Below are 24,248 nucleotides of genomic sequence, written 5' to 3'. Positions count from 1 at the left end.
CCATGAGTCTATTGGAAATCAAAGGTATCAACCGCTGGTTTGGTCAGGGTGAAAACCGCGTGCAGGTACTTAAGGATATTAACCTGAGTATCGAAAAAGGTGATTTTGTTGCCATTATCGGCCAGTCTGGTTCTGGTAAATCCACACTGATGAACATCATCGGCTGTCTGGATGTGCCTTCCAGTGGTTCTTACAAAATTGACGGTGTGGAAACGGCCACTATGAGTGCAGACGAGCAGGCTGCACTGCGCCGCCGCAGTTTTGGCTTTATTTTTCAGCGTTATAACTTGCTAGGCACCTTAACTGCGCGTGAAAATGTGGCTCTACCGGCCGTATATGCGGGTATGGAGCACGATGAAAGGCTGCAACGGGCAGATGAATTACTGGCGCAGCTTGGCCTGTCCGGCAAAGAGGCCAATCGTCCTAGTGAGCTATCTGGTGGCCAGCAGCAGCGCGTCAGTATCGCACGTGCTCTGATGAACGGCGGGGAAATTATTCTGGCGGATGAGCCCACCGGTGCACTGGATACCGGCAGCGGACAGAATGTCATGGAAATCCTGCATAAACTCCACGACGCTGGCCATACCATTGTGATGGTGACCCACGATCCAAACATAGCAGCCAATGCCAACCGCGTAATAGAAATCCGCGACGGACGCATTATTGCCGACCACAGCAAAAATCCGAATATTCCCCCAAGCCGCATCGAAAGTATCGAAGAGCGCAACTCGTGGCTTTTTTATCGCGACCAACTATTTGAATCGTTTCGCATGTCAATTCAGGCGATAATGGCGCATAAGATGCGCTCATTTCTTACTATGCTTGGTATTATTATCGGTATTGCATCAGTAGTATCAGTTGTGGCACTGGGACGTGGTTCGCAGGAAAAAATTCTTGAAAACATTAATGCCATGGGCACCAATACTGTGTCTGTTTATCCAGGTTATGGCTATGGTGATCGCCGTTCTTCGCGGATTAAAACGTTGACCGTAGGCGATGCCGAAGCATTGAAACAGCAGGACTATGTTGACAGTGTTACTCCTGGCGCCAACACCAGTGGCACACTCACCTATGAAAATCAGTCTCTTTCCGCCCAGCTCTATGGGGTGGGAGATCAGTACTTTGATGTACGCGGTATCAAACTTGCTTTTGGCCGCCTGTTTAACGAAGATGATGTTAGTCAAAATAGTCAGGTAGTGGTGATTGATGACAACACCAAAAATAAACTCTTCGCAGACGGCAGTAATCCGTTGGGTCAGGTAATTTTGTTTAATAAGCGCCCTTTGCGCATCATTGGCGTAGCTGCACCTAATAATAATGGATTTGCTGATACCGACAGTTTACAGCTTTATACACCGTATACCACCTTGATGAACCGCATTTCTGGTTCTAAATACATTACATCTGTTACCGTAAAAATCAAAGACAATGTAAATTCCCAGACTGCGGAAAAGGGCATTATTGAATTACTTAAAACCCGCCACGGTACTGAAGATTTTTTTACCCGCAATAGCGACACCATCAAGCAGACTATTGAAAGTACTACCGGTACCATGACAATGCTGATATCCAGTATTGCTTTGATTTCACTGGTGGTGGGTGGTATCGGCGTGATGAATATCATGCTGGTATCGGTAACAGAACGGGTGAAGGAAATTGGTATCCGTATGGCCATCGGCGCACGTCAGCACAATATTTTGGAGCAGTTTCTGATAGAGGCTGTACTGATTTGTCTGATTGGTGGGCTGGTAGGTGTGTTGTTTTCTTTTGCCATCAGTATGTTGTTTAACATGCTGGCCACCGATTTTGCCATGTCATTCTCAACCATTTCGATTGTGATGGCGGTTTTGTGTTCCAGCGTCATCGGTGTGTTATTCGGGTTTATGCCGGCAAAACGTGCTTCACAGCTAAATCCGATAGATGCCCTGTCGCGAGATTAAGCCTATTAACAGTCCAGTATTCTGTAGCGGAAAGAGATAGGCAGCAGTAATTAAATAAATGCATTGATGGCTGCTGCCAAGAAGATAAAATTAATCATGATGAAAAATATTTCTGTGAAAAAAAGCTCCGCAGCTTTAATTGTAGGTTTAAGTGTGTTGCTGAATGCCTGCGCTACTCAGACACCTTATCCGCAGCAGAGCCTACATCGGGCCGGTATGCTCAGCAGTGCTGAAATTGCCGCACAGTATCAGGTAAACGGCAACTGGTGGGAAATTTATCAAGATGCTACATTGAATCAGCTGGTTACTACAGCACTGGCAAATAATATTGATTTACGGCAGGCTGCTATAACCGCTGAAAAAGCGCGCTACACTGCAGGGCTGACGGGCACGGACTTATTTCCTAAAGCCAATGGTTCCCTTGGTGCCAATAGCAGTAAAGACCTGAAAGAGGGCGGAGCATCCAGCCGTAGCTTTAGCGGCCAGCTGGGACTGAGCTATGAGCTGGATGTGTGGCAAAAAATCCGTGCTAATACCAATGCCGCTATCTGGCGCTATCAGGCCAGCGAGCAGGATATGGCCGCCAGCCGGTTAGCACTAATTAACAGTGTAGTGGATAATTATTTTCATTTGGCCTATATCGATGGCGCCATCAGCCTGACTAAGGACAGCATCGAGCAATACCGTCAGATTGCTCGTATCTCGCAGGCACAGTATGCGGTGGGTAAAGTGAGCAGTATTAATGCTACTAATGCCAAACAATCTCTACTGAATGCAGAAAACAGCCTGACTTCTCTGCAACAAAATCGTGCCGACGTAGTGCAGACGCTGCACAATTTACTTAATCAACGACCAAATGAAACAACGGATATCCAGCCAACACCTTTGAATCAGATTAAATTCAGTGAAGTGAATCTGGATGTACCTTTATCCGTTCTCGCCAATCGTCCAGATCTACGCGCGGCGGAATATCGCCTACAGTCTGCCTATGCTACCCAGCAAGGCATTCGCCGTAGCTGGTATCCAAGCATCAGCCTCAGTACGGCAGTAAATTCTCGTTCAGATTCGGCAAACTCTGCCTTGCGTTTTCCTGTTGGTACGGCCAGTGTTAACGTCAACCTGCCATTTCTCGACTGGCAGACTTTATATTGGCAAAATAAGCAAGCCAAAGCTGATTTTGACAGCGCTAGATTGACATTTGAGCAGTCACTGACAACGGCGCTAAATGAGGTAGAACGTTATTATCAGCAATACACCCTTAGTCGTCATACCTTAGCCAATTCCGAGCAAAAATATCAGTATGATATAAAAAACAGTCGGTACTACCATGCACGCTATCAGTATGGTACCAATCCGCTCAGTGACTGGTTGGATGCGCTGAATACGCAATATTCTTCTGCACAGAATGTCCTGAACAGCCGCTACAACGTTTTACAAAATGAAAATCTGATTTATCAAGCCATGGCCGGACGTTATCAGCCGCGATAATGTGAATAATCTGACGATGTTGCGGCAGATTTTACATTAGCTAATCTAGCCTAATTTGCTCAGAAGAGCCTGATGCTGGCAAAAAAAATCGCCCCTAAAAAAGGGGCGCAAAAAGGAACACAAACCACTACCAATAGTTAACTTCCAATATAAATCGTTGTGCAAGCAGCAATTTATATGTAAATCTGTTTGGATATTCAAATAAATCAGTACTTTATTTGGAAAAATTTGTTTTGTTGCGTGAACATAGGGGCATCATAAACAAATTGTTTTACAATTGCAAATGATAATTATTTTTATTTCTAAAAATAATTAGTATATTTTAGTAAATATTTGTTTTTATTTAAAATAAAAATAGTCATTTCTTTGTGGTCTATTGTCTAAAAGAGCAAAAAGCTGGTTTAAATCTAATTTTAAGGTCTTGGCAACAGGTAATAGACCTTTCTGTCTACAAATCGCTCAGAAATTAAAATCAATCGCTATACTCAATAAAAAACAGACTTTGGTTGCCAATTGCATTGTGCGTGTAATGGAATTTTTTAGTATTATTGTTGTTTTAAATCTGCGGTATTCTGCCGCTTAAAGCATTAGCATGCGTCAAATTATTCTCGATACTGAAACTACCGGCCTGTCTGCCAGTAATGGCGATAGATTGATTGAATTTGCCGGAGTAGAAATGATAGACCGGCGGCTTACCGGCAATAATCTGCATCTTTATATTAATCCTGAGCGTGATATACCCGAAGAAGCAGTGGCAGTTCATGGCATCACATTGGAAAAACTGCATGAGATGAAAGCTCCAGTCTTTGCCGAAGTTGCCCAGCAAATAGCTGATTATATTAGCGGAGCAGAACTCATTATCCATAATGCGGGCTTTGACGAAAGCTTTCTGGATATGGAATTTAAAAAACTTAATATGCCCGCTACCAGAACCATTACTGAGAAAATCACCGATACTCTGCAAATGGCGCGCGAAAGATACCCAGGACAGAAAAATTCACTCGATGCTCTGTGTACCCGTCTGGAAGTGGATCGCAGCAAGCGCGTACTGCACGGTGCGCTGATAGACTGCGAGCTTCTTGGTGAAGTTTATTTGGCCATGACCCGCAGCCAGTTTAGCTTGGTGGATGAGCTGATGGCAGGTAATACCGATACCAGTATTGCGGGTGGTGGCCAATATCAGATACAACATACAGCTCTTCCTGTCGTCAAACCCAATGCAGAAGATATGGCGGAACACGAAGCATATTTACAAACGCTGGATAAAATTGTCGGTGCACCATGTGCGTGGCGGCAGTGGCAGCAGCAACAAGAGGATAAATCTGCATGAGCCGGCGTATTGCGCTGATTCCAGCTGCAGGTGTCGGCGCACGCTTTGGTGCAGAGTGCCCAAAACAGTATGTCCGTTTAGTAGGGCGAACGGTGCTCGAACATACTGTCACACGATTAGCCGGAATACCAGCAATTGATTTAGTGTTCATTGTCGTGTCGGCACAAGATGAGTACATCGATACCATATATCCATCCGCTGCTTTACCTCCCAATATCGCTATTCTGCGCTGTGGTGGAGACACGCGAGCGCAAACAGTGCGCAATGGCATAAGACTGGCCCAGCAGCACTATGCCGTTCTGGATACAGACTGGCTGCTGGTACATGATGCCGCCCGCTGCTGTGTTAGTACAGAATCAGTTGAACGCCTAATAAAGGCAGTACAGCATCATCCGGTGGGCGGATTATCAGCACTGCCGGTGGCTGATACATTGAAGCAGGCAGACCCGGCACAGCAGGTCAGCAGGACGGTCAATAGAGCAGGTTTATGGCAGGCTCAGACGCCGCAGATGTTTCGTGCAGGTATGCTGGCTGCAGCACTGGATCAGGCAGATTTAGACGTAATAACTGATGAATCTTCCGCTGTAGAGGCCATGGGGCTTGCACCGCTGCTGGTGGCAGGAGATATCCGGAACCTAAAATTAACCAGTGCACAAGATGCTTTACTGGCTACTTATTTCTTACAGCAGGATAACATTGAATGAAATCTATCAGAATCGGGCAGGGCTATGACGTGCATCAGTTGGTAGCCGGCCGGCCGCTGATATTAGGCGGAGTTTGCATCCCTTTTGATAAAGGATTGCTTGGACATTCAGATGCCGATGCCCTGCTGCATGCGATTACCGATGCTTTGTTAGGTGCTGCTGCGTTGGGTGATATTGGCAAACTTTATCCAGATACTGCTGCTGTGAATAAAGATGCAGACAGCCGCGAATTGTTACGCGGGGCTTATGCACAAGTGCAGGCGGCAGGCTGGAAAGTAGTCAATGTAGACAGTACTGTGATTGCCCAGCAGCCTAAACTGCGCCCTTACATCGACCAAATGCGGCAAAATATAGCCGCTGTACTGAATTTGCCGGTTGATGCCGTTAATATCAAAGGCAAAACCAATGAAAAACTTGGTTATTTAGGGCGGCAAGAAGCAATTGAGGCACAGGCAGTTGTTCTGCTTACAGCGGTTTAATCTAATGCAGGCTTGAGCTATAATTTTTTGATACAGACAAACTAATTTGTCATCTATTTAGGATAAACAAGGAGCAGTAGTATGGCAGCACAAGATGAACTCAAGCGTCAGGCCGCAGAAAAAGCGGTTGAATATGTGCAGGAAAACGAATATCTGGGCATCGGCACCGGATCAACTGTACGTTTTTTTATTGAGGCATTGGCGCAAAGCAGAAAAAGAATCAAAGGTGCGGTTTCCACATCTGCCCAGACTAGTGCGGCTCTGAAGAGCTTTGGTATTCCTGAAGTCACATTGAATGAAGTGAACGGCCTGCCGTTATACATCGATGGAGCCGATGAAATCAATCATTTATTACAAATGATTAAAGGTGGCGGTGGCGCTTTGTTGAATGAGAAGATTGTCGCCAGTGCAGCAGAAAAATTTATCTGTATTGCCGACGAAAGTAAATATACTAGTCGCCTTGGTCATGTGCCTGTACCAGTGGAAGTGATGCCAAATGCCCGTTCACTGGTGGCGCGCCGGCTACTGAAATTCGGCGGTGAACCGGAATTACGTCTAGGCTTTACAACTGATAACGGTAACCAGATTCTTGACGTTGCCAATTTGAATATCAGCGAACCAATAAAACTGGAAGATGCTATTAACGGCATACCAGGTGTGGTCGAAAACGGTTTGTTTACCCACCATCCTGCCGATTTGCTGCTGCTAGGTTGCCAGAGTGGCGTTCAGGTGTTAACAGCCAAAGTCTGAATCAGTTGCGGCAGAGGTGAACAAACATATTTGCACTTGTTTCTGTGCAGCCAGCTATTATCAATACCAGCAGCTGGCTGCAATTGTTTTAATGGCGATTTTTATGTCTGTCAGTCTGAGATACTTACAGTAGGGTTTTTTGAGGGGTAATTTTAGAGGTAAATGCAGAACAGACAAAAAGCAGTAAGCAAATGGCGTAAAATTTTAATCTGGCTGGCGATGGTACTGACGCTGGCTAAAGTTTGGTTGCCAGACAGTATAATTGCGCCATTGCAAAACCAGATACAGAAAGCAGATAGTATTCTGCGTTCCGTACAAGATATTTTCAATGGTCGGCCGCACGTTGCCAAAGGCAGAAAGTATGCACCGGCGAGCAAAGGACGTTACACAGGACAGGTTGACAGCGTACATGATGGGGATACCATCCATGTTAAAGATAATAACGGCTATATGCACAAAATTCGACTGGCCAGTATTGATGCGCCTGAAATCAAACAGGCCTATGGCATTGCCAGTAGAGATGCTTTAAAAACGCGTATTGAAGGTAAAACAGTCGCTGTGAATGTTGTGGCTATCGACCAATATCAGCGCGAAGTAGGGCAGATAATGCTGAGCAATGAAGACATGAATTTATGGATGGTACAGCAAGGCTATGCATGGCATTACGATTCTATTGCAAAAAAACAGCAGGATCGGCTGAGTTTTAGCCGCTATCAGCAAGCCCAGCTTCAGGCACGCCAAAAACGGCTCGGTCTGTGGCACAATGCACGTGCTATTGCACCTTGGCAGTTTCGCCAGCAACAGAAAACCGCTAATAGAACAACTTCATGAATGCACATAAACGCGAGGAAATATTCAGTCGTTTGCAGGCCGCCTGTCCGCATCCGACCACAGAGCTGCAATATCATACCCCATTTGAATTATTAATCGCCGTCATGCTGTCGGCACAGGCCACCGATGTATCTGTTAACAAATGTACCGTGCAGCTTTTTAAGCTGGCACCCACTGCTCAGAGTATGCTGGCGCTAGGACAAAATAAGCTAATGGACTGTATTCGCACCATAGGCTTATATAAAACCAAAGCCAAACATGTGATGGAAACCTGCGCAATTCTGGTTGAGCAATATGGCGGCGAAGTACCGCAGACACGAGAACAGCTAGAAGCTTTACCTGGTGTAGGTCGTAAAACAGCCAATGTGGTGCTGAATACCGCATTTGGCCAGCCGACCATTGCTGTAGACACGCATATTTTTCGTGTGTGTAACCGGACCGGTTTGGCTCCAGGCAAAACCGTACGCGAAGTAGAAGATAAATTAATGAAAGTGGTGCCGAAACAGTATCGTTTGAATGCCCACCACTGGCTTATTTTACATGGCCGTTACATATGTAAAGCACGTAAACCTGACTGCGAACGCTGTTTGATAAATGATTTATGCGAATATCCGGCGAAGGCAACTTTAACTGTCTGATTAAGTAACTTTACGCCTCTTTTCGTTACAATATTATTGATCACCGCTTGTGTAAGAAAACAAACAAGATAGGGAAGTTGATGCGGATAAATCGCAAATATATGTTGACGGCAATTTTGTCAGCGTTGTTGGCGGCAGCTGGGTGTGACCGGCTGGAACACTGGTTTGGCAAAACAGCCAATCAGGGTTTTGTAAAAGAAATACCTGCCGGCACTGATGGTAACAGCAATCAGGTAGCCATGCTGTTGCCTGATTTTACTCGGCTGGTAGACCAGCAGGGTCCCGCCGTGGTAAACATACAGGCCACCCGAGATAACCGCAGCCTTGACGGTGACATTGAAAGCAGCTCCGATACGCTGCCCGATAATGACCCGTTTTACGAATATTTCAAACATCTGTTACCTAATGTGCCTCAGACGCCGCAGACAAATGATGATGAATACAATTTCGGCTCAGGTTTTTTCATTAGTAAGGATGGCTATATTCTCACCAATACACATGTTGTCAATGGCATGAACAACATTAAAGTTTTGCTAAACGATAAACGGGAATTTCAGGCAAAATTGATTGGTGCAGATCCTCAGTCTGACGTGGCTTTATTGAAAATCAATGCGGATAATTTGCCAGTTGTGCAGCCTGGCAATCCGAAAGAATTGAAAGTTGGAGAGTGGGTAGCGGCTATTGGTGCACCATTCGGTTTTGACAACAGTGTCACTGCCGGTATCGTTTCTGCCAAAGGGCGTAGCCTGCCAGAAGAGAACTACACCCCATTTATTCAAACAGATGTAGCCATTAATCCGGGCAATTCAGGTGGTCCCCTATTTAACCTAAAAGGTCAGGTAGTTGGCATCAATTCCCAGATATACAGTCGCAGCGGCGGCTTTATGGGCATCTCTTTTGCCATTCCGATAGATGTAGCCATGAATGTGGCTGAACAGCTAAAAACCACCGGTAAAGTACAGCGCGGACGTCTGGGTGTGGTTATTCAGGAAGTGAACTACAATCTGGCCAAATCTTTTGGGCTCAATAAGGCTAATGGCGCGCTGATTACACAGGTAGTAGCCGGCGGACCAGCAGCCAGATCAGGTCTGCAACCCGGTGACATTGTTGAAAGTGTTAATGGAGAAGAACTAGAAACCTCCAGTGATTTACCGGTCAGAGTCGGACTGCTGCCGCCTGGAAAACAAATTATTCTCGGGATATGGCGTAAAGGCCGAAAACAGGATATTAAGGTAACACTGGATAATATGTCACCAGCCATCAGTGCTCCATCTAGTGCAGCCAGCGACATTATGCCTACTGACGGTGATAATTTTTTAGAACAACACCTTGGTCTGGAGCTGCGTGCAAGCAGTAAAGGGCTGGTGATTGAAGATGTTAGCAAATTAGCTGCACAGGTTGATTTACGTCGCGGGGATGTCATTGTCGCTGTTGGTTCAAAATTGGTACACAATGAGAAGGATTTCGAGCAGGCAGTACAGGAAAGCGGAAAAAGTGTCCCTTTACTCATCCGGCGAGCCAATAATACTTTGTATATCGCTTTGATACTGCCCTAAAAGTACATTAAAAATATTTGGCGGGGTAAACCGACTTGTCCATTCAGTGTGTATACAGGCGTAAAATAATCTATCGACTGACTTTTGTGTTCAGACCGGATTCATTATGTTGTCCCATCATTTTAAATTTTGTCAAAGCTACTAATTCAATTATTAAAGTTTCTGGAATCATTCTATGTTGTCAGCACAACCTCCGGTAACAGCACGCGGCCCGATTATGGCCGATGTGGAAGCTTTTCATCTGAGCGAAGTAGAACGCAGACGTTTAAGCCATCCCGCCATTGGTGGCGTGATTCTATTCCGGCGTAATTATCAGTCTCGTGCACAGCTCACTGCACTTGTAGCCGAAATTAAAGCCCTACGCACACCCGAGCTCATCGTTGCAGTTGACCATGAAGGGGGGCGGGTACAGCGTTTTATTCCGGAATTTACTCGTTTGCCGGCGATGCGGACACTGGGGCAGTGCTGGGAACAGCATGGCGCGGCCATGGCTGATAAAATGGCTGAAACAGTAGGCTGGGTACTGGCCACAGAATTACGCGCTTGTGGTATCGATTTATCATTTACACCGGTATTGGATCTAGACTGGGGCGAATGTGCAGTGATTGGTAACCGCAGCTTTCATCAGCAACCAGCTGTTGTCAGCTTTCTGGCACTTGCTTTACAGCGTGGCCTGGCTCGTGGCGGCATGGCTACTTGCGGCAAACATTTTCCCGGACACGGTGCCGCCAGCGGAGATAGCCATTTGACTCTTCCTCAGGACAACCGTAATTGGGATGAATTATGGGCTGATGATATTCAGCCGTTTAACGATTTGATTCATCATGGCATGCCAGCACTGATGCCGGCACACGTGGTTTATCCTAAAGTTGACCCTACCGAACCGGCTGGTTTTTCCACACTATGGCTGCAAGGTGTGCTAAGAGACAAAATGCACTTTGATGGTGTGATTTTTTCAGATGATTTAACCATGGAGGGTGCCAGCATTGCAGGAAATATTCGCCAGCGTGCAGCTCATGCTTTTGCTGCCGGCTGTGATATCGCACTGGTCTGCAACAAACCAGATTGGGTAGATACTTTGTTAAACGATTTTCAGTGGACAGAAAATAGCCGGCTGGCACAACGCTGGCAAATGATTGCCGGTAAAGGGAATGTGGCAGATTACAAAGCCATCATGCAGACGCCAGAGTTTCAGTCAGCGCAACAGCTGGTTGCCAGTCTCGCTTCCGCGCAAGATATCCTAAACGGCGTGCAAGTTGGCGAAGCCTGTTAGTTTTGCTCATTCGATAACAAAAAAGCCATAGTCAAACTATGGCTTTTTTATCACTTTGCCTCAATCAGGCATTTTTAAAATCAATCACCATTCGGCCAGTAAACTTACCTGCGGCCATTTCATCAAAAATATCATTGATGTCTTCCAGCGGACGCATGGTTACTTTTGGTACCACTTTACCTTCAGCACCAAACTGGAATGCTTCACGCAAGTCTTCACGTGTACCCACCAGTGAGCCCACTACCTCAATACCATCAAGTACCAGACGCGGAATATTCAAATCCATTGTGTCTACAGGCAGAGCTACTGCCACAATGCGTCCGCCAGCGCGTACAGCAGCAACGGCTGAATTAAACGCAGATTTAGCCACAGCAGTCACCACCGCAGCATATGCACCGCCTACTTTTTCCTGAATGATATCTTCAACTTTTTCCTTAGCCGGATTCAGGGTCATATCCGCACCCATCTCGCGAGCCAATTCAAGTTGTTTTTCATTCACATCAATAGCAATCACTTTGGCATTAAATACATTCTTAGCATATTGCAAAGCCAGATTGCCCAGACCGCCTAAACCATAAATCGCAATCCACTGGCCAGGTTGAATATGAGATACTTTAATAGCCTTGTAAGTGGTCACACCGGCACAGGTAATACTGCTGGCCGCTTCAGAACTCAGACCATCCGGTACCTTAACTGCATAGTCGGCTACCACGATACATTCTTCTGCCATACCACCGTCTACAGTATAGCCGGCGTTCTTAACTTCACGACAGAATGTTTCACGGCCACTATTGCAGTATTCGCAATGTCCACAGCCCTCAAAAAACCAGGCCACACTGGCACGATCGCCTACCTTCAGCGAAGTGACATCTTCACCGACAGCAGTAACCACACCAATGCCTTCATGTCCTAACGTCACACCGGTCACATCACCAAAATCCGCATTTTTTACATGCAAATCAGTGTGACAAACCCCGCAACATTCCATTTTCAGCAATGCTTCATTGGCTTTCAGCGGACGGACAGCTTTGTCCTGAATGGCCACTTTTTTGTCTTTTGTTACTACGGCTGCTTTCATAATGAACCCTTTTCATTCAGTAAAGAAGAAGTGTTTGGCCTGTTAGTTTCTGTTGTCAGAAGTTAGACCGGTAGAACCTAAAAAATCAATCACCAAATAGAATCAATACCAGCGTCAGCATCATCCTGAATGAAAATGACAATCAAATTAATTAACAGCGTGAATTTCCCTTTCACACCGACTAATTGCCGCCTGAATCAGGACTAACGTATAAATTCTCTGGCAGAGATTCTGACAGATGCTCCCTTGCAATACCAGCAGTAAAACTTAAATAATTGTAACTCTAAACAAAGCCTTTGCGTAAGAATAAATTAATGCCAGATACAATATATGTTTAAGAATTCATAGCAGATTTTAAATAATTGATTAATACTAATTCTTATCCTGCTCCAGCATCAGCCGAAACATCTTAAAACCAGCCTAACAGCAACAAACCACGAATTAAGATAACACATCAATTTGCAAACTTAGCCCTTTCAAGCGTAAGCGTTGCTTATCCCTGTTGGCAACAGATACCCATACCAGACAGCTGCAGAAACCGTGTTATGATGCAGGCGCCTGAATAAAGTAAACCAAATTCCCCCCGAATCATCATGAATACACATATCAGCCGACGCAAACGCGCTCTCAGTGGTGTACTGCTGCTGGACAAAGACAGAGACATGAGCAGCAACAGCGCTTTACAGCGGGCGCGCTTTTTATATGGTGCCGCCAAAGCCGGACACACTGGTGTACTCGACCCGCTGGCCACCGGTCTACTGCCGGTATGTTTTGGAGAGGCCACTAAATTTGCCCAGTATCTGCTTGATGCAGACAAAGCTTACACAGCGACATTACAGCTTGGCGTCGCCACCAGTACCGGCGATGCTGAAGGCGAAGTTGTAGCTACAGCCGATACCCACATCACACTGGCACAGGTGCAGTCTGCCATCGCTGCTTTCAGTGGTGAAATAACCCAGACACCGCCCATGTATTCGGCTATCAAACATCAAGGCAAACCATTATATGAATACGCACGTGCCGGCATCACCATCGAACGCAAAAGCCGGCAGGTAACCATTTATCAGATTGATATTGTAGAGTTTGCCTATCCTACACTGATTATCAACGTGCGCTGCAGCAAAGGTACCTACATCCGCACTCTAGCTGAAGATATAGCTCAGCATATGGGGACAGTGGCTCATCTGACAGCACTACGTCGTACCGCTACCGCTGGGTTTAGTATCGACCAGACCCATACCCTTGCCGCTATCAGCAGTCTGGATGAATCAGCACGTGATAATTGGCTGCTTCCCAGCGATGTGCTGGTACAACATTTACCGGCAGCCACACTTACCGATAAAGAAATTTTGCAATTGCAGCACGGGATAGCCGTGCATTCCGGACAAAATTATGGCACAATGTGCCCCTTGCGTATTTATGCCACCAGTGGCCGCTTCATCGGGTTGGTTCAGTATCAGGCTGCCAGCAGCCGTCTCAAAGTACTGCGTCTGATGAGCACCAATGTAGAGAGCTAAATACCTATTTGGAGTTGGCCGTTGTCAGACTTTATTGTTAGCTTGGCCAACTTGTCTGCCGAAAGGCTTTTTTAATAGAGTGAATTACATGTTATCTGTTGAACAAAAAGCACAAATCGTAAAAGATTATCAGCGTACCGAAGGCGATACTGGTTCTTCTGAAGTACAAATCGCATTGCTGACCTTCCGTATTAACGACCTTACCGGCCACTTCAAAGCTAATCCTAAAGATCATCACAGCCGTCGTGGTCTATTGAAAATGGTAAGTTCCCGTCGTCGTCTGTTGGCGTATATCCGTCGTACCAAACCGGATACCTACCGCGAGCTGATTGGCCGTCTGGGTCTGCGTAAATAAGCATGCTATGCTGCTAAAAAAGCCGTCTTGATTACAAGACGGCTTTTTTTAATTCTATAGTAACTTGTAAAAAATTATCCCCAACCAAAGTCCACCCTATATTTATTTTGCCATCAATGCAGGCAGTAGGCAGAAAACCACATATACGACTCATCCTGTCTTATCGATGAAACAGACAAGGCCTGTGCTTAGCCTCGGCTGAAACGAAAAAACACAGGCCAGTAAAATCAGCCTATTTCATTATATAAATCAGGATTTAAACGCGCATTCTGAGTTTGGCACCAGTCCAGATGGTCTTTACTTAAATGAAAAGCTTTGGCCTGAAACTCTTTCAAACTTTCCTGCTGTTCTATTTTACGCGTATACGAACGCACAAAACGGCGTACCTCATTTGGTGTTTCCAAAATCAGCCCAGGTACAGTTTGCGGCTTGCCGGTAGCAGAATCAATCGCCACCATAGTGAAATAACTTGAATTACTGTGGCGAATATCTCCGTTAATCAGATTTTCCGCTTCCACACGGATACCAATCATCATCGATGATTTTCCCACATAATTTACCCGTGCCTTAATGGATACCAGATCTCCCACATAAATCGGCGTACGAAAATTCACCGTATTAATCGCTGCCGTTACTGTTACGCAGCGCGCATGCTTGCAGGCACAGGCATAGGCCGCCTGATCCATCAGCGCCAGAATACGGCCGCCGAAAATCGTATTATTAGCATTGGTATCTTCCGGATGCATGACCACCGAAAGCAATACATCACTGTCAGTCGGTTTTTTATACAAAAGTTCGGACATAATTATCATTCCCCATTAAAACAGGTACAGCCAATCCGGTTGAACCAATAAAATTAACATCAATCACATTAATTCTAACATATAACCCAATCCAATTAATATGCGCACAGATTGGTAAAAAGTACGATCAGCATAAATATCCGCTCTTTTCCGCCAAAAAAGACCAAAAATACCTGCAAAAACCGGTTCTACTGGTTAGTAGACATCAGGTTAGAGATAAGCTAAAAAATATATGTTAGAATTTACCCATAATACAAAGCGTATTGAGGGTTACCACAACCCTGTTAATCCCAATCAACCATCATTTGCAAACCTCGCCCGGCCAGAAACCCTACCTATGTATATGTACAAAGCGTATACATTGTTAGGTTTTTTAGCAGGTGCGACTTTTGCAGAAACTGAAACAGAAAGTTCAGCATGTTCAATAAACACATAAAAACCTTTCAGTATGGAAATCAGACCGTCACTCTTGAAACTGGTGAAATTGCCCGTCAAGCAGCCGGTGCGGTTAAAATTTCCATGGGCGATACCGTGGTACTGGTAGCCGTTACCGCTGCAAAAGAAGTAAAACCCGGACAAGATTTTTTTCCGCTCACCGTGGATTATTTAGAACGCACTTATGCAGCCGGTAAAATTCCCGGTGGCTTTTTTAAACGGGAAGGTAAACAAAGCGAAAAAGAAATTCTTACCAGCCGCCTGATAGATCGTCCAATACGTCCATTATTTCCTGAAGGTTTTTTCAACGATATTCAGATTGTGGCTATGGTGGTATCCATTGACCCTGAAATCGACTCTGATATACCAGCCATGCTAGGTGCATCCGCAGCTCTACTGCTGACTGGCGTACCATTTGCAGGCCCGATTGGTGCAGCCCGCGTTGGTTACGTAAATGGAGAATACGTACTCAATCCTACTAAAGCACAGTTGGCACAATCTCAGCTAGATCTAGTCGTGGCGGGTACCGAAAAAGCTGTATTGATGGTGGAATCTGAAGCCGATGTACTGTCTGAAGAAACCATGCTTGGTGCCGTAGTTTACGGTCACGACCAAATGCAGGCGGCTATCCGTGCCATTAACGAATTTGCCGACGAAGTTAATCCAGAAATATGGGACTGGCAGCCACCGGCAACCGACGATACACTGATTGCTCGTGTACGCGAACTTGCCGGAGCCACCATTGATGCTGCTTTTAAAATCAAACAGAAGCAGGCACGCACTGCCAAGCTCGACGAAGCTTGGGCCGCAGTAGAAAGCGCATTAATTACCGAAGAAACCGATACACTGCTAGCCAACCAGATTCGGGGAATTTTCAAAGATTTAGAAAAAGAAGTTGTACGTGGGCAGATTCTTGAAGGCCAGCCGCGTATTGACGGCCGTGATACCCGTACCGTGCGCCCGATTAATATTCAGACCGGTGTTTTACCCCGTACCCACGGTTCAGCTTTATTCACCCGCGGCGAAACCCAATCTTTGGCTACAGCCACTCTGGGTACCCAGCGTGACGAACAGATTATTGATGCACTGAGTGGCGAATATACCGACCGCTTCATGTTGCATTACAACTTCCCACCATACTCTACCGGTGAAGTGGGGCGCATGGGTGCACCAAAACGCCGTGAAATCGGCCATGGCCGTCTGGCTAAACGTGCTTTACTGGCTGTGCTGCCAGATGTGGAAGACTTCAGCTACACCATGCGCGTGGTATCTGAAATTACAGAATCCAACGGTTCATCTTCCATGGCCAGCGTTTGCGCTGGTTGCCTGAGCTTGCTCAATGCCGGTGTCCCACTGAAAAGTCATGTGGCCGGCATTGCCATGGGTTTAATATTGGATGGTAACAAATTTGCCGTTTTGACCGACATTCTTGGCGACGAAGACCACCTCGGCGATATGGATTTCAAAGTGGCCGGTACCACCAGCGGCGTTACTGCATTGCAGATGGATATCAAAATTCAAGGTATTACCAAAGAAATCATGCAGATAGCACTGGCACAGGCCAAAGAAGCACGTCTAAAAATTCTGAGCCAGATGCAGGAAGCTGTAGAAGGTCCGCAGGAATTATCTGCCCATGCACCGCGATTATTCACGATGAAAATCCATCAAGACAAAATCCGCGATGTGATTGGTAAAGGCGGCGAAACCATCCGTACCCTTACTGCCGAAACCGGTACCGAAATCAATATTGCAGAAGATGGCACCATTACCATTGCAGCTACTACCAGCGAAGCAGGTGAAGCCGCTAAACGTCGTATTGAAGAAATTACGGCTGAAGTGGAAGTGGGCAAAGTGTACGATGGCACAGTAATCAAGATTTTGGATAACAATGTGGGCGCAATTGTATCTGTTATGCCAGGCAAAGATGGTCTGGTACACATCAGCCAGATTTCCCACGAGCGTGTAAAAAATGTTAGTGACTACCTACAAATTGGTCAGCAGGTAAAAGTAAAAGCTTTAGAAATCGACGACCGCGGCCGTGTGCGTTTGTCCATCAAAGCGCTGCTGGAAAAAGCACCACAGGAAGCCAAACCTGAAGAACACTAAATTCTGTTTTTACCATTCAAACTGCCTTGCATCGCAAGGCAGTTTTTATATGTGGAAAGCTTGTGGATTAGCCAGATTCATCCACCTCATATACAAACCTGTTGACAACTATAGGCCAGAATAAATCTGCTAAATAGCGTTTTTCATTATTGCAGAGCACTCATCCTTGACAGATTGAGAGCCAAACAAGCTGGAATCAAAACACATGGTAGGGAATTGCTTAAATTTTAAGCAGCGAAATAAAATTTCATTATAACAACTGCCTAAATTAGTTATCCACAGTTTATGTGCAGTAACATCCCAATATTTACAGGAATAATGTGTATTTATTCCCGCCATGACAGCTTTTGATAAACCTATTTTTAAAAAATAAAGATAATCAGAGTAGCTATTTCTATCGTGTGGATATTTCTAATCAGACTTTCCAATGCGCTATTTCAGAAATTTATTTTCCTGCTAACATCTTCTTAGACTATAGCAATGCAAGCATAGCTAGATTAATCAGTTCCAATAAGTTGATGGCAGACATGATTGCTTAGGCTAAAAATATCCACTGCTGCCAAAAAATAAAAGCACAACATTCATCCTCTTTAGTTTAAATAAAAAGCATATAGGAATATAATATTACAAAAGAATATCAATTTAACAAGGAAACATCATGGGAAATGGTTTAAAACTAGAAAACATTACGACTTATTTTATACAGCACCAATTACCACCTTTAGATCAGTCTTCAATCATCTATGGCATGATTAATGCCAAAGCTTGGCAATATGCTTTACTATCTGGATTGGCAACTTTATTTATTCGGCATATTCTGATTTATTTTAATGCAGAAAAAATCATTCTCATTGGTCTAACGGCTAACGCCAATTTATCTGAATCTATAACCGTTATTCCAATGACCAAAATTACCAGTCTGAGCTACAAAACAGGCTTTTTCAGAGGTGAATTAACGTTTATTTATGAGCAGCAAAAATACACTTTTAAAATTCCAAACTTTATATTAGCCGCCAAATGGCAAAAAAATAATTTGAAAAATATACTGCAACGTTACATCATCAGCGCCTCCTGAGCTGATAGCATTCCGTTAGCAGATATGCAGCTCACTATTAATAATTTCATGTTGTGAATGAAGAGTTCGGATACATAGCTATCAGTACATACTTACTTAGCACACATAAAAAACATTTCAGTACGCCAAAAATCATTTTTATGGCTATCCGCTGCAAAAACGCAAAACAGACGCGTCACAGATATTAACAACGGTCTATAATGCTGGTTTTCAGCGCGCAGAGATAAAAAATGCAGCATATCCACATTATCGGAATTGGCGGCACATTTATGGGAGGCCTTGCTGCCATTGCCAAACAGGCTGGCTACCGCGTTACCGGTTGTGATGCCAAAATGTATCCGCCTATGAGTACCCAGCTGGCTGATTTAGGTATAGATGTGGTAGAAGGGTTTGAAGCAGCACAGCTGGATAATTATCCGGCAGATATCTACGTCATCGGCAATGTTGCCCGTCGCGGCATGCCGGTGGTCGAAGCCATTCTCAATCGTAATCTGCCTTATACCTCAGGGCCGCAATGGCTGGCTGAAAACATATTGCAACAGCACTGGGTATTAGCCGTAGCCGGCACCCATGGTAAAACCACCACTGCCAGCATGTTGGCCTGGGTACTAGAAGAAGCCGGTCTTGCGCCTGGTTTTCTGATAGGTGGCGTACCACAGAATTTTGCTGTGTCTGCAAGACTGCCACAAATTCCGCCGGCTACACAGGCTGATAGCCGCGCCGAAACCAGCCCGTTTTTTGTAATCGAGGCCGACGAATACGATACCGCATTTTTTGATAAACGCAGTAAATTCGTTCATTATCACCCGCGTACCGCCATTCTCAATAATCTGGAATATGATCACGCCGACATATTTCCTGATTTGTCTGCCATCCAGACCCAGTTTCACCATCTAGTACGTACCATCCCCAGCGAAGGACTAATTGTAGTCAACGACGAATCCCAAGCATTATCCGAAGTATTACAACAAGGCTGCTGGTCTCAAGTAGAAGGCTTTGGCTCTGATAAAGACTGGCAGGTAGGCGAAGTTTCTAAAACAGGTGGTTTCGATGTGCTTTTTCAGCAGCAGAAAGTCGGCCATATCGAATGGCAGCTGCTTGGACAGCATAACCGCATGAATGCGCTGGCTGTCATTGCTGCCGCTCGGCATGTAGGTGTGACCGTAGAGCAATCATGCGCCGCACTGTCACGTTTTCAGAATGTCAAACGACGCATGGAAATCAAGGGCGTCGTCAACAATATTACCGTATATGATGATTTTGCTCATCATCCCACCGCTATTGCGACCACCATTGCTGGATTACGCCAGAAAGTCACTGATGCCCGTATTTTGGCTGTATTGGAGCCGCGTTCTAATACTATGAAACTGGGTACCATGAAATCAGCATTACCCACCAGTTTGGCCGAGGCCGATAAAGTATACTGCTATGCCGGTGGTGTGGATTGGGATGTAGCAACAGCATTAAGTCCGTTGCAAAACAAAGTGGAAGTATTTCAGGATATGCCGTCACTAATCGCTGCCATTGTAGAAGAAGCTAAGCAGGGCGATCATATTCTGGTAATGAGCAACGGCAGCTTTGGTGGTATCCATCAACAGCTACTAACAAAACTATCAAATAAATAGCTGATAAATCATCATTGGTAAAACAAACCAAAACCAAAAAGATATAGCTATTCTCAGTATGTCAAGCCGGTTGCTCCCATGTGGGTAGCCGGCTTTAATTATTCTTTATTTAAGCAGAATATTCAAACAGCTTATACCAATTCACAATTGTTAGCGTACAGCAGACACTCAATTGCTGCCGATTAAAAGTTTATCATTCAGGATGCTTCATTTACCATGGCTTTAGCTAACTCAGTATGGTTCATCTTGCCATATGTACTTAGCCAGTCACGGGCAGCTTCGCGCTGATCGCAGCTTTTGGCTGCTTCTGTCTGAACTGTATTCATCTCGGTATAGGTCAGTTGTGCCAGATACTGACAGTTCAGCACTTGTGTAAATGAAGCTGGTGCAGCCATGGCACCGGCCGGAGTAGGGCGAAAATTGCCCAGTAATAACAATACAGCCACCAACCCGACAGTCTTCAACACATTCATGATTGACTCCATAAATTAGATAAATCTAATAATTTATTTATTTTTTGCTATATTACTTAGAAAAAAATAAATAAACAACCTAAAAATTTCTTGAAAATTAATTTAGTATTTATTTTTTTAAAATTGTTGTATAATAAAAACAAATTTAATAACGTTATTTCTAATAATTGCTGGAGTTTGTGCATGCAAACATTTAAGGATCGTCTGGCTTCACTCTGGCCAGGGGAGCGCCAATCCAAAATTGCCACAGACATAGACATGACCATGGCCGGATTCAGCCGAATCTGGCATGAAGGCGGTCTACCTAAAGCAGAAACCCTGAAACGCATCAAAGAATTGAAGGGATGCAGTATCGACTGGCTGCTCACCGGAGAAGGAGAGCCTTTTCCCGAGCAGCCTACACAGGCGGCACACGATACACTAGGTAATCCAGTGAATGCTGATGACTTTGTCTATGTGCCGCGTTATGCCATTGAAGCTGCTGCCGGACACGGTAGTCTAGTGGATAACGAAAAACCGATGTTTACTATGGCATTTCGCAAGGACTGGATAAACGCAATGATTAGCCCCGAAGTGAGCGGCTTATCAGTTATATCGGTTAAAGGCGACTCCATGGAAGGCGTATTAAATGATGGCGATACCATATTGGTGCAGCAAATGAATCATATCCGCCGTGATGGCTTGTATGTATTGCGTATCAACGACAATTTATTGGTTAAACGTCTGCAGCTGATGCCGGGAAATGTGGTAAATGTGATTTCTGCCAACGAAGCCTATCCAAGTTTCGAAATCAGGCTGGATAGCGAAAGTGACGATGTGCAGATTATTGGCAAAGTTTTATGGTTTGGACGCTATCTATAAAGTTGTGCAGAGCAGATATTAAATTATTGTCTTGATAATTCAACCTTGCTAAGGTATTGCATCTTTCCGTTTCAATCAGGCTGGTTCAAGCTTTCTATTAATATGTTCTCTAGATGAATGCATTAAAAAAGCCATCTGAATAGCAAAATTCAGACGGCTTTTTTTATTGGAACAAATTCCGATTATTTCTTAGTTTTATATACACTACCATCTGCGAGTAACCATTCAGGCTCTGCACCTTTATCAATCACATCTTGATTTACCACTACCTTTTTCACATCGGTTAAATCCGGCAGAGCATACATTGTATTCAGCAATGCTTTTTCCACAATGGAGCGCAAGCCACGTGCACCAGTTTTACGCGCCATAGCCAGTTTGGCAATTGCTTGCAGAGCAGAAGGCTGTACTTGTAATTCCACACCTTCCATAGCAAATAATGCCTGAAACTGTTTGATTAAAGCATTTTTCGGTTCGGTCAGAATATTAATCAAAGCATCTTCATCCAGTTCGGCCAGCGTTGCAATCACCGGTAAACGGCCGATCAGCTCAGGAATCAAACCGAATTTAATCAGATCTTCTGGTTCCACAGTTTGAAATAGTTCACTAACATTAGTGTTTTCATCTTTACTGTGTACCGCCGCACCAAAACCAATACCACCTTTTTCTGTGCGCTGACGAATTACCTTTTCCAGACCGGCAAATGCACCACCACAAATAAACAGAATATTCGTGGTATCAACATTAATGAATTCCTGATTAGGATGCTTACGGCCGCCTTGTGGCGGTACTGAAGCCACCGTACCTTCCACCAATTTAAGCAATGCCTGTTGTACGCCTTCCCCAGATACATCCCGAGTAATAGAAGGATTATCACTTTTGCGAGAAATCTTATCGATTTCATCAATATATACAATACCTCTTTGCGCTTTCTGTACATCAAAATCGCATTTGCTTAGCAATTTAGTAATAATCTGTTCTACATCCTCACCCACATAGCCGGCCTCAGTAAGGGTTGTGGCATCTGCCATCACAAACGGCACATCAAGCTTACGAGCCAACGTTTGTGCCAGCAGCGTTTTACCGGAGCCGGTTGGGCCAATCAGAAGAATATTGGATTTAGACAGCTCTACCTGTCCTTCTTCTTTGCCAAAACGCAGGCGTTTATAATGATTGTATACAGCCACCGCCAGTGATTTTTTGGCCGTTTCCTGCCCAATTACATATTGATCCAGATTCGCCACAATTTCCGCCGGTGTTGGCAGCTTGTCTAGGCCGCTGTCGGTATCAGTACCTGCCGGCTTAAATTTTTCTGCAGAAGAAGCACCTGCATTATGTAGCATGTCGTTGCATGTATCCACGCATTCATTACAGATTAATGCGTTGTCACCTTCAATCAGATTTTTAACTTCGTTTTCCGGTTTCCCGCAAAACGAACAATAACGAATTTCTTTACTCATAAACAGGTTTTCATCAGAAAAAAGAGCTTATAGCGAAAGCCGATCCAGATGTCTAAAGCGCAAATTGCCCAGATCCGGCCAAAAAACGAGTATATAATGTTATTAGCTTGATATCAAACCAAATGCTGATGTTGTTTTATCCACTTGCGAAATCAGTTTAGCAATGCAAAACTAATTAAAATATCGTTTATAAACAGCTTTTAAACAATTAAATTGGCTCAGAAAATACCGGCCGTGCTTGAAATTGCCTTATAATCAATAAGAGAAACAAAATTTCGTACTGATAATTTGTACGTTTAAACACGCCTCTCAACCATAGGTGTAGCCTAGCCGCACCTTTCGTACGTTCAGAATAAGCAACTAATAGAAAATTATATAACCCTCACACAGGGTCAAAAAGGAAGTTATCATGTCACGTTTATCTTGTCTGCGTCGCTGGCAGTGGGTAAGCTTGTTAAGCAGTAGTCTGTTTTTTGCCGTACCTACGGTAGCCGGTGATCTAGATGTTCTCGGCAGATTTATCGAACAAAAACAGGCCGGTGGCCAGTCTGACACCCTCAGCTCATTTATCAGTAACCACCCAGATGCCAATCTGGAAGCTCGCGCACAAATTGCCGGTCCTTTATTAAGTTCACAATCGGCCTTGATTATGAACAATCAGACCGGAGAAATCCTTTATCAAAAAAATATTAATCAAGTTCGTTCCATTGCTTCCATATCCAAGCTTCTCTCCGCCATGGTGGTGCTGGATGCCAATCAGAATATGAACGAGCCGATTACCATCACCGATGCTGAAATAGACCGGCTGAAAAACTCTACCAGCCGTCTATCTGTTGGCACAGTGATGACGCGGCGCGAATTGCTACACATCGGCCTGATGAGCAGTGAAAATCGTGCTATCCATGCGCTGGCACGCACTTATCCAGGAGGAATGCCGGCATTTGTAGAAGCCATGAATCGCAAAGCAGCCGAGCTGGGTATGAATAATGCACGTTTCTACGAACCAACCGGCCTCGACCCGCGTAATCAGGCTACTGCACGCGATCTGGCACTGTTGGTACGTGGCGCCAGCCAATATCCGCTTATCAGACAATATTCCACTGATAATTCCGGCTCGGTTTATACCAGTAATGGCCGCGTAGAGCAGTATCACAATTCCAATGCACTGGTACGTGAAGGTGTATGGCCGATAGCTCTACAGAAAACTGGCTATATCCGTGAAGCTGGCCGCTCCATGGTGCTGCTCACCAGTGTACAAAATCAACCCGTGACCATTGTGCTGCTTAATTCTCCAAGCTCTACCACCCGTGTTAGTGACGCCCGTGCGTTACGTTCATGGGCGATGCAGCAATCTCTCTGATTACTGTACTGATACTGATTTCCCCGTTAGCGATAACGGGGTTTTTGTTATGTAGTCGATAAACCTGACTACTGAGCAGCTTAGACAACATTGCAGAACGTGCTAACATTGGAG

22 protein-coding genes are annotated in these 24,248 nt (G+C 44.9%); 18 read left to right on the top strand and 4 right to left on the bottom strand.

Going from position 1 to position 24,248, the window contains the following annotated elements; genetic code table 11:
- Window positions 1-2: 2 nt before the first annotated feature.
- The 10 genes from J3U75_RS06940 (at window position 3) to nagZ (ending at window position 10,989) form a co-directional block, all read left to right on the top strand.
- Window positions 3-1,940 carry a MacB family efflux pump subunit gene (locus tag J3U75_RS06940; protein ID WP_267391218.1) on the top strand — a complete coding sequence of 646 codons (1,938 nt, stop codon included), beginning with the start codon at window positions 3-5 and terminating at the stop codon, window positions 1,938-1,940.
- A gap of 96 nt (window positions 1,941-2,036) precedes the next feature.
- Window positions 2,037-3,428: a TolC family protein gene (locus J3U75_RS06935; RefSeq protein WP_323811357.1), complete on the top strand. Its 1,392-nt coding sequence runs from the start codon at window positions 2,037-2,039 to the stop codon at window positions 3,426-3,428.
- Between the two features lie 592 nt (window positions 3,429-4,020).
- Window positions 4,021-4,758, top strand: coding sequence for a DNA polymerase III subunit epsilon (dnaQ, locus tag J3U75_RS06930; protein ID WP_267391217.1), 738 nt, complete (start codon window positions 4,021-4,023; stop codon window positions 4,756-4,758).
- On the top strand, window positions 4,755-5,462 hold the full coding sequence (gene ispD, locus J3U75_RS06925) for a 2-C-methyl-D-erythritol 4-phosphate cytidylyltransferase (RefSeq protein WP_267391216.1): 708 nt from the start codon (window positions 4,755-4,757) through the stop codon (window positions 5,460-5,462). Before dnaQ ends, ispD begins: the two co-directional genes overlap by 4 nt.
- A complete protein-coding gene (gene ispF, locus J3U75_RS06920; RefSeq protein WP_267391215.1) occupies window positions 5,459-5,941 on the top strand; it encodes a 2-C-methyl-D-erythritol 2,4-cyclodiphosphate synthase in 483 nt (160 codons plus the stop codon). The genes ispD and ispF overlap by 4 nt, the downstream gene beginning before the upstream one ends.
- An 81-nt stretch (window positions 5,942-6,022) precedes the next feature.
- Window positions 6,023-6,691, top strand: a complete 669-nt coding sequence (gene rpiA / locus J3U75_RS06915) for a ribose-5-phosphate isomerase RpiA (RefSeq protein WP_100139840.1) — start codon at window positions 6,023-6,025, stop codon at window positions 6,689-6,691.
- Between the two features lie 162 nt (window positions 6,692-6,853).
- A complete protein-coding gene (locus J3U75_RS06910; protein ID WP_267391213.1) occupies window positions 6,854-7,522 on the top strand; it encodes a thermonuclease family protein in 669 nt (222 codons plus the stop codon).
- Window positions 7,519-8,160, top strand: coding sequence for an endonuclease III (gene nth / locus J3U75_RS06905; RefSeq protein WP_267391212.1), 642 nt, complete (start codon window positions 7,519-7,521; stop codon window positions 8,158-8,160). The genes J3U75_RS06910 and nth overlap by 4 nt, the downstream gene beginning before the upstream one ends.
- 80 nt (window positions 8,161-8,240) lie before the next feature.
- Window positions 8,241-9,716: a DegQ family serine endoprotease gene (locus J3U75_RS06900; RefSeq protein ID WP_370387874.1), complete on the top strand. Its 1,476-nt coding sequence runs from the start codon at window positions 8,241-8,243 to the stop codon at window positions 9,714-9,716.
- A 175-nt stretch (window positions 9,717-9,891) separates the two neighbouring features.
- On the top strand, window positions 9,892-10,989 hold the full coding sequence (nagZ, locus tag J3U75_RS06895) for a beta-N-acetylhexosaminidase (protein WP_267391210.1): 1,098 nt from the start codon (window positions 9,892-9,894) through the stop codon (window positions 10,987-10,989).
- Window positions 10,990-11,053: 64 nt separating this feature from the next.
- Here the strand turns inward: nagZ and adhP are convergent, their stop codons facing one another.
- Window positions 11,054-12,067 (bottom strand): alcohol dehydrogenase AdhP, encoded by a 1,014-nt coding sequence (gene adhP, locus J3U75_RS06890; RefSeq protein WP_100139844.1) that lies wholly within the window; start codon window positions 12,065-12,067, stop codon window positions 11,054-11,056.
- Window positions 12,068-12,660: 593 nt separating this feature from the next.
- Here adhP and truB point away from each other — a divergent pair.
- Both truB and rpsO read left to right on the top strand, forming a co-directional pair.
- Window positions 12,661-13,584: a tRNA pseudouridine(55) synthase TruB gene (gene truB, locus J3U75_RS06885; protein ID WP_267391209.1), complete on the top strand. Its 924-nt coding sequence runs from the start codon at window positions 12,661-12,663 to the stop codon at window positions 13,582-13,584.
- Window positions 13,585-13,672: 88 nt separating this feature from the next.
- Window positions 13,673-13,939 carry a 30S ribosomal protein S15 gene (gene rpsO / locus J3U75_RS06880; protein ID WP_100139845.1) on the top strand — a complete coding sequence of 89 codons (267 nt, stop codon included), beginning with the start codon at window positions 13,673-13,675 and terminating at the stop codon, window positions 13,937-13,939.
- Between the two features lie 227 nt (window positions 13,940-14,166).
- Here rpsO and J3U75_RS06875 read toward each other — a convergent pair whose 3' ends face one another.
- Window positions 14,167-14,742, bottom strand: a complete 576-nt coding sequence (locus J3U75_RS06875; protein WP_180295869.1) for an acyl-CoA thioesterase — start codon at window positions 14,740-14,742, stop codon at window positions 14,167-14,169.
- A 232-nt stretch (window positions 14,743-14,974) separates the two neighbouring features.
- Between J3U75_RS06875 and J3U75_RS06870 the strand changes: the two genes are divergently transcribed.
- From J3U75_RS06870 to mpl, 4 genes are all read left to right on the top strand, one after another.
- Entirely contained in the window at window positions 14,975-15,178 is a 204-nt protein-coding gene (locus J3U75_RS06870) for a hypothetical protein (RefSeq protein WP_267391208.1), read from the top strand.
- Complete coding sequence (gene pnp / locus J3U75_RS06865) at window positions 15,160-17,283, top strand: polyribonucleotide nucleotidyltransferase (RefSeq protein WP_267391206.1); 2,124 nt, start codon at window positions 15,160-15,162, stop codon at window positions 17,281-17,283. Before J3U75_RS06870 ends, pnp begins: the two co-directional genes overlap by 19 nt.
- A 658-nt stretch (window positions 17,284-17,941) precedes the next feature.
- On the top strand, window positions 17,942-18,358 hold the full coding sequence (locus tag J3U75_RS06860; protein ID WP_267391204.1) for a hypothetical protein: 417 nt from the start codon (window positions 17,942-17,944) through the stop codon (window positions 18,356-18,358).
- A 230-nt stretch (window positions 18,359-18,588) separates the two neighbouring features.
- Window positions 18,589-19,983, top strand: coding sequence for a UDP-N-acetylmuramate:L-alanyl-gamma-D-glutamyl-meso-diaminopimelate ligase (gene mpl / locus J3U75_RS06855; protein WP_267391202.1), 1,395 nt, complete (start codon window positions 18,589-18,591; stop codon window positions 19,981-19,983).
- A gap of 197 nt (window positions 19,984-20,180) precedes the next feature.
- On the opposite strand, the gene J3U75_RS06850 is transcribed toward mpl, so the two are convergent.
- Window positions 20,181-20,456, bottom strand: coding sequence for a hypothetical protein (locus J3U75_RS06850; RefSeq protein ID WP_267391200.1), 276 nt, complete (start codon window positions 20,454-20,456; stop codon window positions 20,181-20,183).
- Window positions 20,457-20,639: 183 nt separating this feature from the next.
- On the opposite strand from J3U75_RS06850, the gene J3U75_RS06845 reads away from it, so the two are divergent.
- Entirely contained in the window at window positions 20,640-21,317 is a 678-nt protein-coding gene (locus J3U75_RS06845; protein WP_100139851.1) for a S24 family peptidase, read from the top strand.
- A 182-nt stretch (window positions 21,318-21,499) separates the two neighbouring features.
- On the opposite strand, the gene clpX is transcribed toward J3U75_RS06845, so the two are convergent.
- Complete coding sequence (gene clpX, locus J3U75_RS06840; RefSeq protein ID WP_267391199.1) at window positions 21,500-22,774, bottom strand: ATP-dependent Clp protease ATP-binding subunit ClpX; 1,275 nt, start codon at window positions 22,772-22,774, stop codon at window positions 21,500-21,502.
- Window positions 22,775-23,183: 409 nt separating this feature from the next.
- Here clpX and J3U75_RS06835 point away from each other — a divergent pair, with 409 nt between their 5' ends.
- Complete coding sequence (locus tag J3U75_RS06835) at window positions 23,184-24,134, top strand: D-alanyl-D-alanine carboxypeptidase family protein (protein ID WP_100139853.1); 951 nt, start codon at window positions 23,184-23,186, stop codon at window positions 24,132-24,134.
- Window positions 24,135-24,248 lie beyond the last annotated feature (114 nt).

This window comes from Snodgrassella sp. B3088, assembly GCF_026535815.1.
Classification (GTDB): Bacteria; Pseudomonadota; Gammaproteobacteria; order Burkholderiales; family Neisseriaceae; genus Snodgrassella; species Snodgrassella alvi_E.
This window is presented reverse-complemented; position numbering and strand designations above follow the sequence as displayed.

Excerpts from the sequence above, each read along its gene's own strand:
- J3U75_RS06900 (WP_370387874.1), top strand. The coding sequence starts at position 8,241 with ATGCGGATAAATCGCAAATATATGTTGACGGCAATTTTGTCAGCGTTG.
- pnp (WP_267391206.1), top strand. The coding sequence starts at position 15,160 with ATGTTCAATAAACACATAAAAACCTTTCAGTATGGAAATCAGACCGTC.
- J3U75_RS06870 (WP_267391208.1), top strand. The coding sequence starts at position 14,975 with ATGTTAGAATTTACCCATAATACAAAGCGTATTGAGGGTTACCACAAC.
- J3U75_RS06860 (WP_267391204.1), top strand. The coding sequence starts at position 17,942 with ATGGGAAATGGTTTAAAACTAGAAAACATTACGACTTATTTTATACAG.
- nagZ (WP_267391210.1), top strand. The coding sequence starts at position 9,892 with ATGTTGTCAGCACAACCTCCGGTAACAGCACGCGGCCCGATTATGGCC.
- adhP (WP_100139844.1), bottom strand. The coding sequence starts at position 12,067 with ATGAAAGCAGCCGTAGTAACAAAAGACAAAAAAGTGGCCATTCAGGAC.
- truB (WP_267391209.1), top strand. The coding sequence starts at position 12,661 with ATGAATACACATATCAGCCGACGCAAACGCGCTCTCAGTGGTGTACTG.
- J3U75_RS06835 (WP_100139853.1), top strand. The coding sequence starts at position 23,184 with ATGTCACGTTTATCTTGTCTGCGTCGCTGGCAGTGGGTAAGCTTGTTA.
- J3U75_RS06875 (WP_180295869.1), bottom strand. The coding sequence starts at position 14,742 with ATGTCCGAACTTTTGTATAAAAAACCGACTGACAGTGATGTATTGCTT.
- J3U75_RS06935 (WP_323811357.1), top strand. The coding sequence starts at position 2,037 with ATGATGAAAAATATTTCTGTGAAAAAAAGCTCCGCAGCTTTAATTGTA.
- ispD (WP_267391216.1), top strand. The coding sequence starts at position 4,755 with ATGAGCCGGCGTATTGCGCTGATTCCAGCTGCAGGTGTCGGCGCACGC.
- clpX (WP_267391199.1), bottom strand. The coding sequence starts at position 22,774 with ATGAGTAAAGAAATTCGTTATTGTTCGTTTTGCGGGAAACCGGAAAAC.
- nth (WP_267391212.1), top strand. The coding sequence starts at position 7,519 with ATGAATGCACATAAACGCGAGGAAATATTCAGTCGTTTGCAGGCCGCC.
- mpl (WP_267391202.1), top strand. The coding sequence starts at position 18,589 with ATGCAGCATATCCACATTATCGGAATTGGCGGCACATTTATGGGAGGC.
- J3U75_RS06845 (WP_100139851.1), top strand. The coding sequence starts at position 20,640 with ATGCAAACATTTAAGGATCGTCTGGCTTCACTCTGGCCAGGGGAGCGC.
- J3U75_RS06850 (WP_267391200.1), bottom strand. The coding sequence starts at position 20,456 with ATGAATGTGTTGAAGACTGTCGGGTTGGTGGCTGTATTGTTATTACTG.
- ispF (WP_267391215.1), top strand. The coding sequence starts at position 5,459 with ATGAAATCTATCAGAATCGGGCAGGGCTATGACGTGCATCAGTTGGTA.
- rpiA (WP_100139840.1), top strand. The coding sequence starts at position 6,023 with ATGGCAGCACAAGATGAACTCAAGCGTCAGGCCGCAGAAAAAGCGGTT.
- rpsO (WP_100139845.1), top strand. The coding sequence starts at position 13,673 with ATGTTATCTGTTGAACAAAAAGCACAAATCGTAAAAGATTATCAGCGT.
- J3U75_RS06910 (WP_267391213.1), top strand. The coding sequence starts at position 6,854 with ATGCAGAACAGACAAAAAGCAGTAAGCAAATGGCGTAAAATTTTAATC.
- dnaQ (WP_267391217.1), top strand. The coding sequence starts at position 4,021 with ATGCGTCAAATTATTCTCGATACTGAAACTACCGGCCTGTCTGCCAGT.
- J3U75_RS06940 (WP_267391218.1), top strand. The coding sequence starts at position 3 with ATGAGTCTATTGGAAATCAAAGGTATCAACCGCTGGTTTGGTCAGGGT.